The organism is Bacillus sp. FSL E2-8868 (assembly GCF_038005505.1).
GTDB lineage: Bacteria > Bacillota > Bacilli > Bacillales > Bacillaceae_G > Bacillus_A > Bacillus_A mycoides.
This window is the reverse complement of sequence record NZ_JBBOTI010000002.1, coordinates 257,400-274,083: the sequence shown is the minus strand read 5'-3', so window position 1 is coordinate 274,083 and position 16,684 is coordinate 257,400. Positions and strand designations below refer to the sequence as shown.

Below are 16,684 nucleotides of genomic sequence, written 5' to 3'. Positions count from 1 at the left end.
GAAGAAAAAGGGATTAAAGGTATATTTAGTGGGATTATATGGATAATTGTTATATTTCGTTTTAAAAAATTGTAAAAGGATGTCTGTCCTTTCTTTATAAAAGGTGAAAGTTATTTTTGAAAAATTGTATTATTACATCGGTAAAAGTATAGGAAACTTATCATTATAAAATAAATTGAAATCTTCTAAAAACTCTGATACATTGAAATAGAAATGTAGTTTCATATTATTGTAAAGGCTTACAGTTATGTGCACGAAGATCTATTAGGATTGGAGGAAATAATGATGAAAGCTGAAGAAAAATTTTCCCCGGGATTAGATGGTGTAGTAGCAGCGGAAACGAAAATTTCGTTTCTTGACACAGTAAAAGGTGAAATTGTAATTCAAGGGTATGATTTAATCGAACTCTCAAAAACAAAAGAGTATTTAGACATTGTGCACCTTTTATTAGAAGAACGTTTACCGAATGAGGATGAGAAAGAAACAATTGAAAAGAAATTAAAAGAAGAATATGCAGTGCCAGAAGGTGTATTCAATGTTCTAAAGGCATTGCCTAAGGAAACGCATCCTATGGATGGGCTACGTACAGGTGTGTCTGCATTAGCTGGTTACGATTGTGATATCGAAAACCGCTCGTTAGAAGTGAATAAAAGTCGAGGATACAAGCTTTTAAGTAAAGTGCCAAATATTGTAGCGAATAGCTACCATATTTTAAATAATGAGGAACCAATTGAGCCTCTTCAAGAATTGTCATATAGTGCGAATTTCTTCTATATGTTAACTGGAAAGAAACCAACTGAACTTGAAGAGAAAATCTTTGATCGTTCCCTTGTTTTATATAGTGAACATGAAATGCCAAACTCTACATTTACAGCACGCGTTATTGCATCAACGCAATCCGACTTATACGGCGCTTTAACAGGAGCAGTTGCATCCTTAAAAGGAAGTCTTCATGGCGGTGCGAATGAAGCGGTTATGTACATGCTTTTAGAAGCTGGTAATGTTGAGAAATTTGAAGAGTTATTACAGAAGAAACTATATAACAAAGAAAAAATTATGGGCTTTGGACACCGTGTTTATATGAAAAAGATGGATCCAAGAGCACTTATGATGAAGGAAGCATTAAAGCAGTTATGTGATGTGAAAGGCGATTATACACTATATGAAATGTGTGAAGCTGGAGAAAAAATTATGGAGAAGGAAAAAGGAATTTATCCGAATCTTGATTATTATGCTGCTCCAGTATATTGGATGCTTGGTATTCCAATTCAACTTTACACACCAATCTTCTTTAGTTCTAGAACAGTAGGGCTATGTGCACACGTAATTGAGCAACATGCGAACAATCGTTTGTTCCGTCCACGTGTAAATTATATTGGCGAGCGACATGCATTTAGTAAATAAAAACAACTGGGGAGTTGTTAGCGCCGCCCGCCAGATGGGTGTTTGACCGACACCCATCATTAATAATAACGAATTTTCGACAGAAAGGGAAGAATAGCATGATTAAAACAAATGAAATTAAACAAAAAGATGCATTATTAGAAGAAATTACGGACTATGTATTAAATAAAGAGGTTACAAGTGCAGAGGCATTCAGTACGGCTCGCTACGTATTACTTGATACACTTGGATGTGGAATTTTAGCACTACAATACCCAGAGTGTACGAAATTATTAGGACCAGTTGTACCAGGAACAATCGTGCCAAATGGTACACGTGTACCAGGAACATCTTATGTGCTAGATCCAGTAAAAGGCGCATTTAATATCGGATGTATGATCCGTTGGTTAGACTATAACGATACTTGGCTTGCAGCAGAGTGGGGACATCCATCTGATAACTTAGGCGGAATTTTAGCAGTTGCAGATTATATTAGCCGCGTTCGTATTTCAGAAGGAAAAGAACCATTAAAAGCACGTGAAGTACTAGAAATGATGATTAAAGCACATGAAATTCAAGGTGTACTTGCTTTAGAAAACAGTTTAAACCGTGTTGGTCTTGATCACGTATTATACGTAAAAGTAGCGACGACTGCAGTAGTTGCAAAAATGCTTGGCGGAACGCGTGAGGAAATCTTTAATGCATTATCACATGCGTGGATTGATAATTCTAGTCTTCGTACATATCGTCATGCTCCAAATACAGGTTCACGTAAATCATGGGCAGCAGGTGATGCGACGAGCCGCGGTGTTCATCTTGCAATGACTGCATTAAAAGGTGAAATGGGTTACCCAACGGCATTATCTGCACCAGGATGGGGATTCCAAGATGTGTTATTTAACAAGCAAGAATTAAAATTAGCAAGACCGCTAGAATCTTATGTAATGGAAAATGTATTATTCAAAGTGTCATTCCCAGCAGAATTCCATGCACAAACAGCTGCAGAATGTGCAGTGAAATTACATCCGGAACTTAAAGAAAGATTAGATGAAATTGATCGTATTACAATTACAACTCATGAGTCAGCAATTCGTATTATCGATAAAGAAGGTCCATTAAATAACCCAGCTGATCGCGATCACTGCCTACAATACATTACGGCAATAGGTTTATTAAAAGGAGATATCGTTGCGGATGATTATGAGGATGTAGTAGCAAATGATCCACGTGTAGATGAATTACGTAATAAGATGGTTGTTGTTGAAAACAAACAGTACAGTTTAGATTACCTTGACCCGAACAAGCGCTCAATCGCCAACGCTGTTCAAGTTCATTTCAAGGATGGCACTGTAACAGAAAATGTGGAATGTGAATATCCACTTGGTCACCGTTTCCGTAGAGACGAAGCAATTCCAAAAGTTGTTCAAAAGTTCACTGCAAATATGGCAGGTCATTATTCTAGTAAGCAACAAGAACAAATTCATGAAGTTTGTCTAAATGAAGAAAAACTAGAAAATATGAATGTAAACGAATTTGTAGATCTATTCTTAAATTAATAATAGGGGGAATTTAGAATGGCTTGGGTTGTGAATAAACAGTCAACACAAGAGGAGCTTGCGAATCGCTTCCGAGCTTTAGTAGAAGCAAATGAAATTTTGCAAATTCCAGGTGCTCATGATGCAATGGCTGCTCTTGTTGCAAAAAATACAGGTTTTTCAGCTCTATATTTGTCGGGAGCTGCTTACACTGCAAGTAAAGGGTTACCAGATTTAGGAATCGTGACGTCTACTGAAGTAGCAGAGAGAGCAAGAGATCTAGTAAGAGCTACAGATTTACCAGTTCTTGTTGATATTGATACAGGATTTGGCGGTGTATTAAACGTAGCGAGAACAGCAGTAGAAATGGTGGAAGCAAAAGTTGCGGCTGTTCAAATTGAAGATCAACAATTACCGAAGAAATGTGGACATTTAAATGGTAAGAAACTTGTTACTACAGAAGAGTTAGTTCAAAAGATTAAAGCGATTAAAGAAGTTGCACCAAGTTTATATATTGTGGCACGTACAGATGCTCGCGGTGTAGAAGGCTTAGATGAAGCGATCGAAAGAGCGAACGCCTATGTAAAAGCAGGTGCAGATGCGATATTCCCTGAAGCGCTTCAATCGGAAGAAGAATTCCGTTTATTTACTAGCAAAGTGAATGCACCTTTACTAGCAAATATGACTGAGTTCGGAAAAACACCATATTATAGTGCAGAGGAATTTGCGAATATGGGCTTCCAAATGGTAATTTATCCTGTAACTTCACTTCGTGTTGCTGCAAAAGCATATGAGAATGTGTTTACGCTAATTAAGGAAACGGGTTCTCAAAAAGATGCACTTTCTAATATGCAAACGAGAAGTGAATTATATGAAACAATTTCATATCATGACTTTGAAGAGTTAGATACTGGAATTGCAAAAACAGTATTATCTGAAGATCAATAGGTAGAAGGATTTAGGCGATGAAAATACATCTTTGGCAAAACGAACTGCTTGATGTGAAAAATCATCGCCTTCTGTTTTCAATAATAAGATATTCCACTCATCGTAGACGAGCATATGCAAAGATCAACGAAGGCCGAAATGATAGGGGGATTCAGATGGAGAAAACGAAGTTACCATGGGATGAATTTTTTTCACTCAATAAAGATGTGAATAATACTTTCTTTACACCAGAAGATTTTTCAGGGGATGAAGATTTAATTGCAAAAACGACAGAACAATTCGTTAAACAAGAAATTGTCCCGCAAATTGAGAATATTGAACAACATAACTATAAAGTTTCTCGTCAATTATTTGAGAAAGCTGGGGAACTTGGATTATTAGGCATTGAGGTACCAGAAGATTATGGCGGATTCGAGTTAGGAAAGGCTGTCTCAGGTCTTGTAGCAGAGAAAATGGGTTACGCTGGTGCATTTAGCGTTTCTTTTAATATACACGCCGGTGTAGGTACGTTGCCTTACATATATTATGGAACGAAAGAACAGAAAGAAAAATATTTGCCGAAAATTGCGTCTGGAGAATGGATTGGGGCTTATGCTTTAACTGAGCCAAATGCTGGTTCTGATGCATTAAGTGCAAAAACGAGTGCAGTATTGAATGAAGATGGAACTGCTTGGAAGTTAAATGGTGAGAAGCAGTGGATTACAAATGCTCATATGGCAGATGTATACGTTGTTTTTGCGAAGACAAATAAAGGAATGACAGCGTTTATTGTCGAAAGAACATGTGAAGGTGTATCCATTGGACTAGAAGAAAAGAAAATGGGGATTAAAGGTTCTTCAACAGCGACGCTTATTTTAGAAGATGTTGTCATCCCTGCTGAAAATGTTTTAGGGGAAGTTGGGAAAGGGCATCACGTAGCTCTTAATATCCTTAACTTTGCTAGACTAAAACTGGCTTTTGGAAATATTGGAACAGCAAAACAAGCAATCGGTTTATCGGTTCAATATGGAAAAGAGCGAAAACAGTTCCAAACGGAATTAGTAGATTTTACGATGATTCAAGAGAAAATTGCCAATATGATTATTTCTACATATGGAGCAGAAAGTGCAGCTTACCGTACAGCGGGTGTAATTGATGAAGCAATTCATGAGAGTGATGAAGATCTTATGAAAAAAATGTCCCAATTTGCAATTGAATGTGCACTGAATAAAGTAAACGCTTCTGAAACACTTGCTTATATCGTAGATGAAGCTGTACAAATTCATGGTGGTTACGGTTATATGCAAGAATACGAAGTAGAACGATTATATCGTGATGCTAGGATTAGTCGTATTTTTGAAGGAACGAATGAAATTAATAGATTAACAGTTGCAAAAATGTTAATGAAGCAAATCGAGCAAATAGAAGATGCTGAAGTAGAAATTGATGTGGCAAATGTAGAAAGAAACCATCGTTACATTTTATTAGCGAAAAAATTGTTGAAACAATCTTTGAAAACGCTCTCTAAAACTCCAGGTTTAAAAATTGAGCAAGAGCAAGAATATTCACGCGTATTATCAAATATGTTGACGGACGTGTACGTCATGGAATCAGCATTTTTACGTACGAGGAAAGCAGTTAGTAAAAATGGTGAGGAAAAAGAGCGTACGAAACAAATGATAACAGATGTTATTTGTGAAGAAGGATATCGTAAAGTAGAAGAATCCGCGATTTCCATTCTTTCAGCAGCTGTCACAGAAGAACAAAATAGACAAGAAATATTAGCTGAAATCCGTCAATTATTAGTGCCTTTATACTCAAACTTATTTACGAAAAAGAGAGATATTGCGAAAGTTATTATAAATCGCGGGAAATATATTGTGTAAATAGGAGGAAAGCGATATGAAAAAGATTGGTTTTATCGGTTTAGGTAACATGGGTCTTCCAATGTCTAAAAATTTAGTTAAATCTAGCTACACAGTATATGGAGTGGACTTGAATAAAGAGGCGGAAGCTTCCTTTGAAAAAGAAGGAGGAATTATCGGCCTATCAATCTCAAAACTAGCAGAGACATGCGATGTGATTTTTACAAGCTTACCATCACCTCGTGCTGTTGAAGCGGTATATTTTGGGGAAGAAGGATTATTTGAAAATAGCCACTCGAATGTAGCTTTAATTGATACAAGTACAGTATCTCCACAATTAAACAAACAATTAGAGGAATCGGCGAAGGAAAAGAAAGTAGACTTTTTAGCAGCACCTGTTAGCGGTGGGGTAATTGGTGCAGAAAACCGTACATTAACGTTTATGGTTGGTGGATCGAAAGAAGTGTATGAGAAAACTGAATCTGTCATGGAAGTGCTTGGAGCGAATGTTTTCCATGTTAGTGAGCAGATTGATAGTGGTACAACTGTTAAATTAATTAATAATCTATTAATTGGTTTTTATACAGCTGGTGTGAGTGAAGCTTTAACATTAGCGAAAAAGAACAATATGGATTTAGATAAAATGTTTGATATTTTAAATGTAAGTTACGGTCAAAGTAGAATTTATGAGCGTAATTATAAAAGTTTCATTGCATCAGAAAATTATGAGCCAGGCTTTACTGTGAATTTATTAAAGAAAGATTTAGGATTTGCGGTAGATTTAGCTAAAGAAAGTGAACTTCACTTACCAGTAAGTGAGATGCTATTAAACGTATATGAAGAAGCGAGTGAGGCAGGATATGGTGAAAACGATATGGCTGCTTTATATAAGAAAGTTAGCGAACAATTAATTTCTAATCAAAAATAGTGCACTTATAAAAACCATGATAAAAAAGGAGAGAATATAATGATTACAACTGAAATTAAACGAGTGAAAAATCATATTAATGGCGAATGGGTAGAATCTACTGGTACGGAAGTAGAAGCGGTTCCGAATCCGGCAACCGGAAAAATCATCGCTTACGTTCCACTTTCTCCAAAAGAAGATGTTGAAAAAGCTGTTGAAGCGGCAAAAGCGGCATACAAAACATGGTCTAAAGTGCCAGTTCCAAATCGTTCAAGACAACTATACAAATATCTACAACTGTTACAAGAAAATAAAGAAGAGCTTGCAAAAATCATTACGCTAGAAAACGGTAAAACGCTAACGGATGCAACTGGTGAAGTACAGCGTGGTATTGAAGCGGTAGAACTTGCAACATCAGTACCAAATTTAATGATGGGACAAGCCCTTCCGAATATTGCTAGTGGAATTGATGGATCGATTTGGCGCTACCCAATCGGAGTTGTTGCTGGTATTACACCGTTTAACTTCCCGATGATGATTCCATTATGGATGTTCCCACTTGCAATTGCTTGCGGTAATACATTCGTATTAAAAACATCTGAAAGAACGCCACTTTTAGCTGAGCGACTTGTAGAGTTATTCTATGAAGCTGGTTTTCCAAAAGGGGTATTAAATTTAGTACAAGGCGGAAAAGATGTTGTAAATAGTATTTTAGAAAATAAAGATATTCAAGCAGTTTCGTTTGTTGGCTCTGAGCCAGTGGCACGCTACGTATATGAAACTGGTACAAAAAATGGTAAACGTGTACAAGCGTTAGCAGGTGCGAAAAACCATGCGGTTGTTATGCCAGATTGCAACCTTGAGAAAACAGTACAAGGTGTAATTGGGTCTGCGTTCGCAAGTAGTGGAGAGCGCTGCATGGCATGTTCAGTAGTAGCAGTAGTTGATGAAATTGCTGATGAATTCATTGATGTATTAGTAGCGGAAACGAAGAAGTTAAAAGTAGGTGACGGTTTCAACGAAGATAATTATGTTGGACCATTAATCCGTGAATCTCATAAAGAACGTGTTTTAGGCTATATTAATAGTGGTGTAGCAGATGGAGCAACTTTACTAGTAGATGGCCGTAAAATCAATGAAGAAGTTGGAGAAGGTTACTTTGTTGGTGCAACAATCTTTGATGGTGTAAATCAAGAAATGAAAATTTGGCAAGATGAAATTTTCGCTCCGGTATTAAGTATTGTAAGAGTAAAAGATTTAGAAGAAGGTATTAAGCTGACAAATCAATCGAAATTTGCGAATGGTGCTGTTATTTATACATCAAATGGAAAACATGCACAAACATTCCGAGACAATATTGATGCTGGTATGATTGGTGTAAACGTTAATGTTCCAGCACCAATGGCATTCTTCGCATTTGCAGGAAACAAAGCTTCATTCTTTGGAGATCTTGGTACAAATGGTACGGATGGCGTTCAATTTTATACACGTAAAAAAGTTGTAACTGAGCGCTGGTTTTAATAAAGTGAAATGATAATGAGTGGGGTGCATTCCCACTCATTATAAAAATAATACAAACGAAAATACACTACTCATAATCGAGTAGTGTATTTTCGTTTGTATTGTGTTAACTATTTCTTTCAAAGGCTAATTTAATACCAAACCCAATTAAGACGATTCCTGTAATCCCTTGAATATAACGCTGTGTCTTCGGTTTTTTCATAAAAGCACTAATTTTATCAATTAAAAATATATAAAAAGCAAACCAAATGACGGTTAAAATGAGATAAGTAAGTCCCATAACGAGAAGTTGTATAAATGTATTATGATTTGGATTTAAAAACTGTGGTAAAAAAGTTAAAAAGAAGACTGCAATCTTAGGGTTTAGTAAATTTGTAAGAAACCCTTGGCGAAAGCAAGAAGTATGTTTATTGTCATTATTTATTGGAACGTCATTTGTATTTAAGTCTTCTGTGTTTCTTACTGCTAAAAGGGCTTTAATACCAATATAGACTAAATATACAGCACCAACATATTTAAAAATAGAAAATAAAAGAGCAGACTTTACAATAAGTGCTGAAAGACCAATTACAGCAGCTAAAGTGTGAATTAAAAGCGCAACACAAGTACCAAAAACAGTTTTTACGCCGCCGATTTTGCCGGCAATCAATGTGTTTTTCGTAGCCATTGCTGTATCAGGACCGGGTAGAATAATAAGACATATAGACATAATAATAAACAGAAAAAAATTTTCCATAATGTTATCCGCCTTCCTTTTTTTGTTTTTAGAAAATTCGATTAACGTTAGTTTAACATGCATTTTAGTTAAATAAAATTAAATTATATTTAAAATTATTTAACTAAAAAGAAGAGGCAATATAGAGTAGCTGAGAGTGTGCTACAATATATGGCCTCTTTGCTTAAGCGTTAAGTAAGTTAAAGAATCGATTTACATCTTCTTCTGAAACATCACTTAATTGTTTATATTTATAATTTGGATTTTGGTCTTTATCAACTACAACGGAGCGTACTCCTTCAAAGAAATCTTCATGTCGCATGAAGTTTTTAGCGAGTATAAGATCTGTCGCGAAACATTCTTCAACTGACTTTTCTTGGCCATCAATAAACTGTTTTAATGTTACCTTTAATGAAACAGGGGATTTGGATAATAGCTTTTCTTTCGTTGTTTGGGCAAATGGACTTTGATCTTTCTCTAACGATTGAATGATTCCCTCAATTGTATCGAATGCAAAATGCGAATTAATTTCTTCTACTGAAGAAGAAAGATTGCCATCTAAGTTTGGAGCAGTTGCAAATGTACGAATAACTTCTTTTAAATGAGTATGTACATCTTCTTTTTTCCAATTTACATTTTCAAGTGCGGTAAGGAAATTTGGTAATGAATCTGATGTCATAAAGTAATCAGCAGCGTTAATATATAATACATCAGGAGCTTTTAAAATAGATGCCGTAAAAGCAACATATCGACCAGTATATCCAGGCGCTTTATTTAAGAAATAAGCAGCACCGACATCCGGGAAGAAACCGATGTTCATTTCAGGCATTGCCCACTTCGTACGCTCTGTTACAATTCGATACGTCGCTCCATTTGTCAGACCGACACCACCGCCCATTACAATTCCATCTAAACAAGCGATAATTGGTTTTTTGTATTGATAAATAAATGTATCAATTTCATATTCTTCTTCAAAAAACTGCTCTGCATGTTGTAATGCAACTTCGTTAGAACGTGCTTCGTATAGCGTTTTAATATCACCACCTGCACAAAAACCTTTCGTCCCAGCTCCTTTTAAAACGATGAGTTCAATACGCTCATCTTGCTCCCATTCTTTAAGTTTTTGCCCAATTGGTTGTAACATGTCATAGGATAAAGAATTAAGTGCTTTTGGACGGTTTAAAGTAATAGATGCAACGCCGTTTTCGCTAACAGAAAATAAAACGTGTTCAGTCATTATAAATCCTCCCTTACTTATCTTTCTATTCTTATTTCTTGATACATGCTGAAATGTCCTCTATAATTTTTGTCTAAATTAGGTGCTTAGTGTTAGTACTTATCGCATATTTTGACGAGTTATATTTGCAGGATTTCAGAGAATGAAGAGGAATATTACAACATTACTGTAAGTGCTATTATTTGAAAATGTCGTGTTGAAGGCGCTATTATATGTATAACTTATATTGAGTTAGTATACGTGGTGTAAATTAAAGAGTGGATGTAGAAAAAGTTAAAAGGCTGAATTATCTAACTTTTAAAGAGCGCGGGGTTTGTATATAATTAGAAATAGAGAAAGGAGAGATCGGAATGCCAGGACCTTTACTATTGTCGGTTATTATTTTGTCATCTCTTATGGTAGGAATTACACAGTATTTTCATCATACAGATACGACAGAAGAAGTGAAGGCTAAGGTACGTCTCGTGTTTCCGATTTTTATAATATCTATTTCCATATGCTTTTTATTAAATAAAGATGGGTATGTTGTGGCCGTATTTGCGTTTTTTGTAGCGATTGTCTTAATAACTGTATTGTACTACGTTATGAAAGAGTACTTACAAAAATAAGGATGCCTGAAAGGGCATTTTTATTTTTGTAGATTAATAATTTCACATACCGTATTTCATATAAAAAAACATAAAATATTTATAATTAAAAAAGTATGTACATCCCGGTGTATTTACTTGTCAATCTTGCATGACCACTATACTATTAAAATGTAGAGATTAGAAAAAAGGGGTTGTATCTAGCATGAAATTTGAGATGCATACAAAAATTATTTCAAATGAAAAAGAAGTAAGATTACATATAGAAGATAATTTATTTCAATTAATTTTAGATGGTTATCATCTATTTACTATTCAAGAAATATTGCCTTTATATAAATCAAACGAAGAAAGAATCGGTAGTGCAATTGTCCAAAAGTTAGAATGGGAGAACGGAAAAACTACACTAAACTATCAGCTTGTTTCACTACAATCAGTAAACTAAAAGGAGAAGGGTAATATGAAGTTTTTTCATACAGCGGATTGGCATTTAGGTAAGCTTGTTCATGGTGTATATATGACTGAAGATCAAAAAATTGTGTTAGATCAGTTTGTACAAGCTGTTGAAGAGGAAAAACCGGATGCTGTAATTATTGCAGGAGATTTATATGACCGAGCAATTCCACCTACAGAAGCAGTAGACTTATTAAATGATGTATTACAAAAGATAGTTATTGATTTACAAACACCAATAATCGCAGTTGCAGGAAACCACGATAGTCCGGACCGCATACATTTTGGTAGTAATTTAATGAAAAAACAAGGATTACATATTGTTGGACAATTCCAGTTTCCATACAATCCTGTTGTTTTAAATGATGAGTACGGAGAGGTTCATTTCCATCTCGTTCCGTATGCAGATCCAAGTATTGTTAGACATATATTGAAAAATGAAGATGTTCGTTCTCATGATGATGCGATGCGTATTTTTATGAACGAACTCTCTGAAACGATGGATAAAGAAGCGAGACACATATTTGTAGGACATGCATTTGTAACTTCTTCAGGAGAGGCAGAGGAAAATACGAGTGATGCGGAACGACCACTTTCAATTGGTGGTGCTGAATATGTAAATAGCCATTATTTTGATAAATTTCATTACACGGCGCTTGGCCATTTACATCAAGCGCATTTTGTACGTAATGAGACAATTCGTTATTCAGGTTCACCACTTGCATATTCTATTTCTGAAGAAAAGCATAAAAAAGGATATTATATTGTGGAACTGGATGAAAAAGGTGAAACAACAATTGAAAAACGTTTACTTACACCACGTCGTAAAATGCGTACAGTAGAAGCGAAAATAGACGATTTATTGCTTCATCCAGTGAGTGAAGATTATGTATTTGTGAAATTATTAGATGAAAATCCTGTCTTGCAGCCAATGGAAAAAATACGTTCTGTATACCCAAATGCAATGCATGTTGAAAGATCTATTCAAAGACGAGAGTTCACAGATGAAAATGAAGTAACTGTTTCAAGACATAAAACGGATGATTTATCTCTTTTAAAAGCATTTTATAAAGAAATGAAAGGGCTAGATCTATCAGAAGAGAAAGAACGTCTATTTTTAGATGTTTTGCAAACAGTGCAAGAACGGGAAGGTGAGCGAGGATGAGACCGATTCAGCTTATAATGACCGCGTTTGGTCCATATAAACAGAAAGAAGTAATCGATTTTAAAGATCTTGGTGAGCATCGCATTTTCGCTATTTCTGGAAATACAGGAGCTGGAAAGACAACGATTTTTGATGCAATTTGTTATGTATTATATGGAGAAGCTAGTGGAGAAGAGCGCAGTGATACTAACATGCTTCGTAGCCAATTTGCTGATGATGATGTTTATACAAGTGTGGAATTAACTTTTCAATTAAAAGGAAAAAGTTATGAAATTAAACGACAACTGGGCCATAAAAAACAAGGAAATAAAACAATTACAGGACATGCAGTCGAATTATATGAAGTAATTGATGAGGAGAAAGTTCCATGTGTCGATCGTTTTCATGTAACGGATGTAAATAAAAAAGTTGAAGATTTAATTGGATTAAGTAAACATCAATTTAGCCAAATTGTCATGTTACCGCAAGGAGAGTTCCGAAAATTATTAACATCTGAAACGGAAAATAAAGAAGAAATACTACGCCGCATTTTTAAAACAGATCGTTATAAATTAATGCGTGAGATATTAGATCAAAAGCGTAAACAATGGAAAGACGTCTTACAAGAAAAACAAAAAGAACGTGAGCTATATTTCCGTAATGTATTTAAATTACCAATACGTGATGGGGCATTATTAGAGACATTAGTGGAGCAAGAGCATGTAAATACACATCAAGTAGTAGAGGCATTAGAACAAGAAACAAATTGGTACAATGCAGAGGTTGAGCAATTACACTTAGAACAAAATGACAAAACGAAACAATTAAAAGAAGCAGAGGCACGTTTTCATGCAGCAAAAGCTGTAAATGAGAAATTCAAAGATTTAGAACAAAAGAATGAGAAGTACAGTATTTTACAAGAAAACCGTGCCGTAATCGAAATGAAAGAAAAATCTTTTAAACATGCGGAACAGGCGAAGCGATTATTACCATTTGAGCAATGGCATGAGGAAGCGATGCAATATGAACAGCAGTCTGAAAGTTTGTTAAAACAGATAATCGCAAAAAAAGAGCATATAATGAACAGTTTTGCACTTGCTCAGGAGAAATATGAAGCATTAAAGAATAAGGCATCTGAGCGAGAAAATGCTAAAAAACAAGTTCAAAGACTAGAAGAGTTACAGCCAATTATTGCATCATTAGCTGAGAAAAAGTTAAATTTGCAAAATGCTGAAATTCACATAGGAAAATTAAAAGAAGGTATGCAAAAGTTAGATGAACAACTAGAAGCGCATAAAAATGAAAAACAAAGAATGTCTGGCGAATTACAGCAATTAGAAGCAGCGCTTGAACAATATGTAGCTAAAGTAGAAGAACTAACGAATATGCGAGAAGATGCAAAAGTATTAAAGCAGGCATATGATGTATGGCAAGAAAAACAAAAATACGAGCTAGAAAAAGAAAGTGCGTTTCATAAGATGCAACAGGCAGTTAGTACATATGAAAATATGGAACGCCGCTGGTTAAGTGAACAAGCTGGTATATTAGCTCTTCATTTACATGATGGTGAATCTTGTCCAGTATGTGGTAGTATGGACCACCCGAAAAAAGCTACAGAGCAAAGTAATGCAATTGATGAAAAAGAGTTAAATGAGCTAAGAGAAAAGAAAACTATTGCGGAAAAATTACATGTTCAATTAGAAGAAAAGTGGAATTTCTATCGAGTTCAATATGAACAAGTGATAGAAGAAGTGCTAAAGCGAGGCTATCGCTCAGAAGAATTAGTAGAAACATATAGTGCGCTCGTTCAAAAAGGAAAGCAATTAGCAGCAGAAGTTAATGCGTTAAAAGCAAGTGAAGAAACGCGTAAGCAAATGGCTGTGAATATAAAAAGCGTAGAAGAAAAAGTAGAAGAACTCCAGAAACAAAAGCGTGAAGTAGAAACTGTGCAGCACCGTACTGAAATGGAGTGTATGCAGCTTCGTACGTCATATGAACATGATAAGCAAAATATTCCGGAAAGCTTGCAAACGGTACAAGCTTGGAAAGTACAGTTTGACCAAGCTCTGCAAGAACTTAGGTTAATGGAAGATGAATGGGAGAAAGTACAAGAGGCGTATCAACATTGGCAAAATGAAAATATACGTATTCAAGCAGAACATGATAATGCTTCTAATCAATTTAATAGTGCAAAAGAGAAGAAAGAAGAGACGTTTACACGCTTTATGAAAGAGCTAGAACAAAGCGGATTTACAGATCAATTAACATATAAAGAATCCAAATTAAATGATGCTGAGATGGATAAGTTACAACAAGAAATCCAAAGTTATTACTCATCTCTAGAAGTACTTACAAAACAAATTGAAGAATTAAAAGCAGACTTAAAAGATAAAGAGTATATGGACATTTCTTCATTAGATGAGCAAGTGAAAGAATTGGAAATTAGCCTTGATATTATTAAAGAAAAACGACAACGTGCTCAAAACGCCGTATCATATATTACGGATTTACATGAAAATATTAAACGAATTGATGAACAAATTCATGAGGAAGAAAAAGCATTCCAAGAACTTGTTGATTTATATGAAGTAATGAAAGGGGATAACGATAGTCGTATATCCTTTGAACGTTACATCTTAATTGAGTATTTAGAACAAATTGTTCAAATTGCGAACGAACGACTACGTAAATTATCAAATGGACAATTTTATTTAAAACGAAGCGAACGAGTTGAAAAGAGGAATCGACAAAGTGGATTAGGATTAGATGTATATGATGCATATACAGGTCAAACCCGAGATGTAAAAACATTATCTGGCGGTGAGAAATTTAACGCATCACTTTGCTTAGCACTTGGAATGGCAGATGTAATTCAAGCGTATGAGGGTGGTATTTCCATCGAAACGATGTTTATCGATGAAGGATTCGGCTCATTAGATGAAGAGTCATTAACGAAAGCAGTTGACGCCCTAATCGACTTGCAAAAATCAGGTCGCTTTATCGGTGTAATTTCACACGTTCAAGAACTGAAAAATGAAATGCCAGCTGTATTAGAAGTAACGAAGCAGAAGGATGGGTGTAGTCAGACGAGGTTTGTGGTGAAATAAGCTTGTCAAATTGAAAGTATCTATCCTTACTTTGAACATTGTACCAAATTGTTATAACGTTTTTTCAATTAAGTTCAAATGAATTTAATAATGTTTTTATATAAAGCCGTCTCTATAGTAGAGGCGGCATCTTTATTATTTAAAGGAATGAATGATGCAATTATGAATCATTTGAAGAAGGTGGCGTATTTGCCAAACGGTTATAACTTTTAAAAGCTGAAATTGCAGATATAACACCACCTGTTAAAAATAAAGCTGAACCACCAACTAAAATAATACGACTGACATATGTTTCACGAGCTTCTTCAACTTGTTCTTGTAACGGTGTTGGCATATAAATTCCCCCTCAATAAGAATGTGTTTTGCAATAGTATATACAAATGCCTAAAATATGTTAAAATCACTGGATAGTATTATGAGGAAGTATATAGTTAGATGTGAATTGTTTGAAAAATCTTCATTATAAATTTATGCTAACTTCACATAGAGCACAAATTGAAATTGTATTATGTATATGTACCAAATAGATGAAATTGTATAGTATTGCTGTTTTTAAATAATCGAAATCCTATTATTTCTATATAAGGGTCTTAATTGTATATTAGAGATAATATTTTATTTAGAAGCAGATTTTAATAAAAAGGAATTCAAATAAAAGGGGAATGTCTTATGACAACATATACGAGCGAGATAAAAAAAAGTTTAGTAACTGAAGAAGATGTGGATATTTTAAAAATAATGGCACATCCAATACGATTACAAATTGTAAATGAATTAAGTGCACGCAAAACTTGTAATGTAACACAATTAACAGAAATATTAAATATTCCTCAATCGACTGTTTCGCAGCATTTATCAAAAATGAAAGGTAAAGTGCTAAGAGCTGAGAGAAGAGGGTTAGAAATTTATTATTATATTAATAATTTAAAAGCAAGCAAGATTGTTAGTGTTTTAGGATATGTAAATTAATGAATTGTTATTATACAAAATAGCCTCCGCTGTTAAGCAGGGGCTATTTTGTATTGTATTGTTTTATTTATTTGCATTTAAAATTTTATAGTTTTTATGATTTACAATTGTTCGGTCAAATTCAAAAGTACCACCGCTTACATCTGTGACTTCAACTAAGACCGATTCAGTGTATAGTTTTAGTACAGATGCTGTGATCTTTAAGTTATTTCGTTGAAATAGTATAGTATCGCCTACGTTTGCTTTCATAGTACCTCCTTATAAAAGTCAGAAATGTTTGTTTATTATATATATTAAACCACGTATAGATATATTAGTGAATGTTTAGTTTTAT

At 34.7% G+C, this 16,684-nt stretch carries 15 protein-coding genes; 11 read left to right on the top strand and 4 right to left on the bottom strand.

Features of this window, described 5'->3' with window-relative positions; all coding sequences use genetic code 11:
- Positions 1-282: 282 nt before the first annotated feature.
- The 6 genes from mmgD to NSS74_RS12305 all read left to right on the top strand — a co-directional run bounded on the left by mmgD (position 283) and on the right by NSS74_RS12305 (position 8,138).
- Entirely contained in the window at positions 283-1,404 is a 1,122-nt protein-coding gene (gene mmgD, locus NSS74_RS12330; protein WP_340813676.1) for a citrate synthase, read from the top strand.
- A gap of 98 nt (positions 1,405-1,502) precedes the next feature.
- Positions 1,503-2,939, top strand: a complete 1,437-nt coding sequence (gene prpD / locus NSS74_RS12325; protein ID WP_159146591.1) for a 2-methylcitrate dehydratase — start codon at positions 1,503-1,505, stop codon at positions 2,937-2,939.
- Between the two features lie 18 nt (positions 2,940-2,957).
- The gene (gene prpB / locus NSS74_RS12320) at positions 2,958-3,866 is read left to right on the top strand and encodes a methylisocitrate lyase (RefSeq protein WP_159146592.1); all 909 of its coding nucleotides are present in this window, start codon (positions 2,958-2,960) and stop codon (positions 3,864-3,866) included.
- A 155-nt stretch (positions 3,867-4,021) separates the two neighbouring features.
- On the top strand, positions 4,022-5,731 hold the full coding sequence (locus NSS74_RS12315; RefSeq protein ID WP_033709052.1) for an acyl-CoA dehydrogenase family protein: 1,710 nt from the start codon (positions 4,022-4,024) through the stop codon (positions 5,729-5,731).
- Between the two features lie 16 nt (positions 5,732-5,747).
- Positions 5,748-6,638: an NAD(P)-dependent oxidoreductase gene (locus NSS74_RS12310; protein ID WP_002031851.1), complete on the top strand. Its 891-nt coding sequence runs from the start codon at positions 5,748-5,750 to the stop codon at positions 6,636-6,638.
- Between the two features lie 39 nt (positions 6,639-6,677).
- Positions 6,678-8,138, top strand: a complete 1,461-nt coding sequence (locus tag NSS74_RS12305; RefSeq protein ID WP_340813673.1) for a CoA-acylating methylmalonate-semialdehyde dehydrogenase — start codon at positions 6,678-6,680, stop codon at positions 8,136-8,138.
- A 106-nt stretch (positions 8,139-8,244) separates the two neighbouring features.
- On the opposite strand, the gene NSS74_RS12300 is transcribed toward NSS74_RS12305, so the two are convergent.
- Both NSS74_RS12300 and NSS74_RS12295 read right to left on the bottom strand, forming a co-directional pair.
- Positions 8,245-8,877, bottom strand: coding sequence for a LysE family translocator (locus NSS74_RS12300; protein WP_085960726.1), 633 nt, complete (start codon positions 8,875-8,877; stop codon positions 8,245-8,247).
- A gap of 160 nt (positions 8,878-9,037) precedes the next feature.
- Positions 9,038-10,090: an enoyl-CoA hydratase/isomerase family protein gene (locus NSS74_RS12295; RefSeq protein ID WP_340813671.1), complete on the bottom strand. Its 1,053-nt coding sequence runs from the start codon at positions 10,088-10,090 to the stop codon at positions 9,038-9,040.
- Positions 10,091-10,440: 350 nt separating this feature from the next.
- Here NSS74_RS12295 and NSS74_RS12290 point away from each other — a divergent pair, with 350 nt between their 5' ends.
- The 4 genes from NSS74_RS12290 to NSS74_RS12275 all read left to right on the top strand — a co-directional run bounded on the left by NSS74_RS12290 (position 10,441) and on the right by NSS74_RS12275 (position 15,381).
- Complete coding sequence (locus NSS74_RS12290; RefSeq protein WP_002012747.1) at positions 10,441-10,698, top strand: hypothetical protein; 258 nt, start codon at positions 10,441-10,443, stop codon at positions 10,696-10,698.
- Between the two features lie 184 nt (positions 10,699-10,882).
- The gene (locus tag NSS74_RS12285) at positions 10,883-11,122 is read left to right on the top strand and encodes a DUF2584 family protein (protein WP_002085739.1); all 240 of its coding nucleotides are present in this window, start codon (positions 10,883-10,885) and stop codon (positions 11,120-11,122) included.
- Positions 11,123-11,137: 15 nt separating this feature from the next.
- Positions 11,138-12,295: an exonuclease SbcCD subunit D gene (locus tag NSS74_RS12280; protein WP_002012752.1), complete on the top strand. Its 1,158-nt coding sequence runs from the start codon at positions 11,138-11,140 to the stop codon at positions 12,293-12,295.
- Positions 12,292-15,381, top strand: a complete 3,090-nt coding sequence (locus tag NSS74_RS12275; protein WP_002141679.1) for an AAA family ATPase — start codon at positions 12,292-12,294, stop codon at positions 15,379-15,381. Before NSS74_RS12280 ends, NSS74_RS12275 begins: the two co-directional genes overlap by 4 nt.
- Positions 15,382-15,541: 160 nt before the next feature.
- On the opposite strand, the gene NSS74_RS12270 is transcribed toward NSS74_RS12275, so the two are convergent.
- Positions 15,542-15,715, bottom strand: coding sequence for a hypothetical protein (locus NSS74_RS12270; RefSeq protein ID WP_002031929.1), 174 nt, complete (start codon positions 15,713-15,715; stop codon positions 15,542-15,544).
- 335 nt (positions 15,716-16,050) lie between these two features.
- Here NSS74_RS12270 and NSS74_RS12265 point away from each other — a divergent pair, with 335 nt between their 5' ends.
- Positions 16,051-16,350 carry an ArsR/SmtB family transcription factor gene (locus tag NSS74_RS12265; protein WP_002012759.1) on the top strand — a complete coding sequence of 100 codons (300 nt, stop codon included), beginning with the start codon at positions 16,051-16,053 and terminating at the stop codon, positions 16,348-16,350.
- A 63-nt stretch (positions 16,351-16,413) separates the two neighbouring features.
- Here the strand turns inward: NSS74_RS12265 and NSS74_RS12260 are convergent, their stop codons facing one another.
- A complete protein-coding gene (locus NSS74_RS12260; RefSeq protein WP_002012762.1) occupies positions 16,414-16,599 on the bottom strand; it encodes a YkvS family protein in 186 nt (61 codons plus the stop codon).
- Positions 16,600-16,684: the final 85 nt, after the last annotated feature.

Coding starts and splice junctions, on each gene's coding strand:
- mmgD (WP_340813676.1), top strand. CDS start 283: ATGATGAAAGCTGAAGAAAAATTTTCCCCGGGATTAGATGGTGTAGTA.
- prpD (WP_159146591.1), top strand. CDS start 1,503: ATGATTAAAACAAATGAAATTAAACAAAAAGATGCATTATTAGAAGAA.
- prpB (WP_159146592.1), top strand. CDS start 2,958: ATGGCTTGGGTTGTGAATAAACAGTCAACACAAGAGGAGCTTGCGAAT.
- NSS74_RS12315 (WP_033709052.1), top strand. CDS start 4,022: ATGGAGAAAACGAAGTTACCATGGGATGAATTTTTTTCACTCAATAAA.
- NSS74_RS12310 (WP_002031851.1), top strand. CDS start 5,748: ATGAAAAAGATTGGTTTTATCGGTTTAGGTAACATGGGTCTTCCAATG.
- NSS74_RS12305 (WP_340813673.1), top strand. CDS start 6,678: ATGATTACAACTGAAATTAAACGAGTGAAAAATCATATTAATGGCGAA.
- NSS74_RS12295 (WP_340813671.1), bottom strand. CDS start 10,090: ATGACTGAACACGTTTTATTTTCTGTTAGCGAAAACGGCGTTGCATCT.
- NSS74_RS12290 (WP_002012747.1), top strand. CDS start 10,441: ATGCCAGGACCTTTACTATTGTCGGTTATTATTTTGTCATCTCTTATG.
- NSS74_RS12285 (WP_002085739.1), top strand. CDS start 10,883: ATGAAATTTGAGATGCATACAAAAATTATTTCAAATGAAAAAGAAGTA.
- NSS74_RS12280 (WP_002012752.1), top strand. CDS start 11,138: ATGAAGTTTTTTCATACAGCGGATTGGCATTTAGGTAAGCTTGTTCAT.
- NSS74_RS12275 (WP_002141679.1), top strand. CDS start 12,292: ATGAGACCGATTCAGCTTATAATGACCGCGTTTGGTCCATATAAACAG.
- NSS74_RS12270 (WP_002031929.1), bottom strand. CDS start 15,715: ATGCCAACACCGTTACAAGAACAAGTTGAAGAAGCTCGTGAAACATAT.
- NSS74_RS12265 (WP_002012759.1), top strand. CDS start 16,051: ATGACAACATATACGAGCGAGATAAAAAAAAGTTTAGTAACTGAAGAA.
- NSS74_RS12260 (WP_002012762.1), bottom strand. CDS start 16,599: ATGAAAGCAAACGTAGGCGATACTATACTATTTCAACGAAATAACTTA.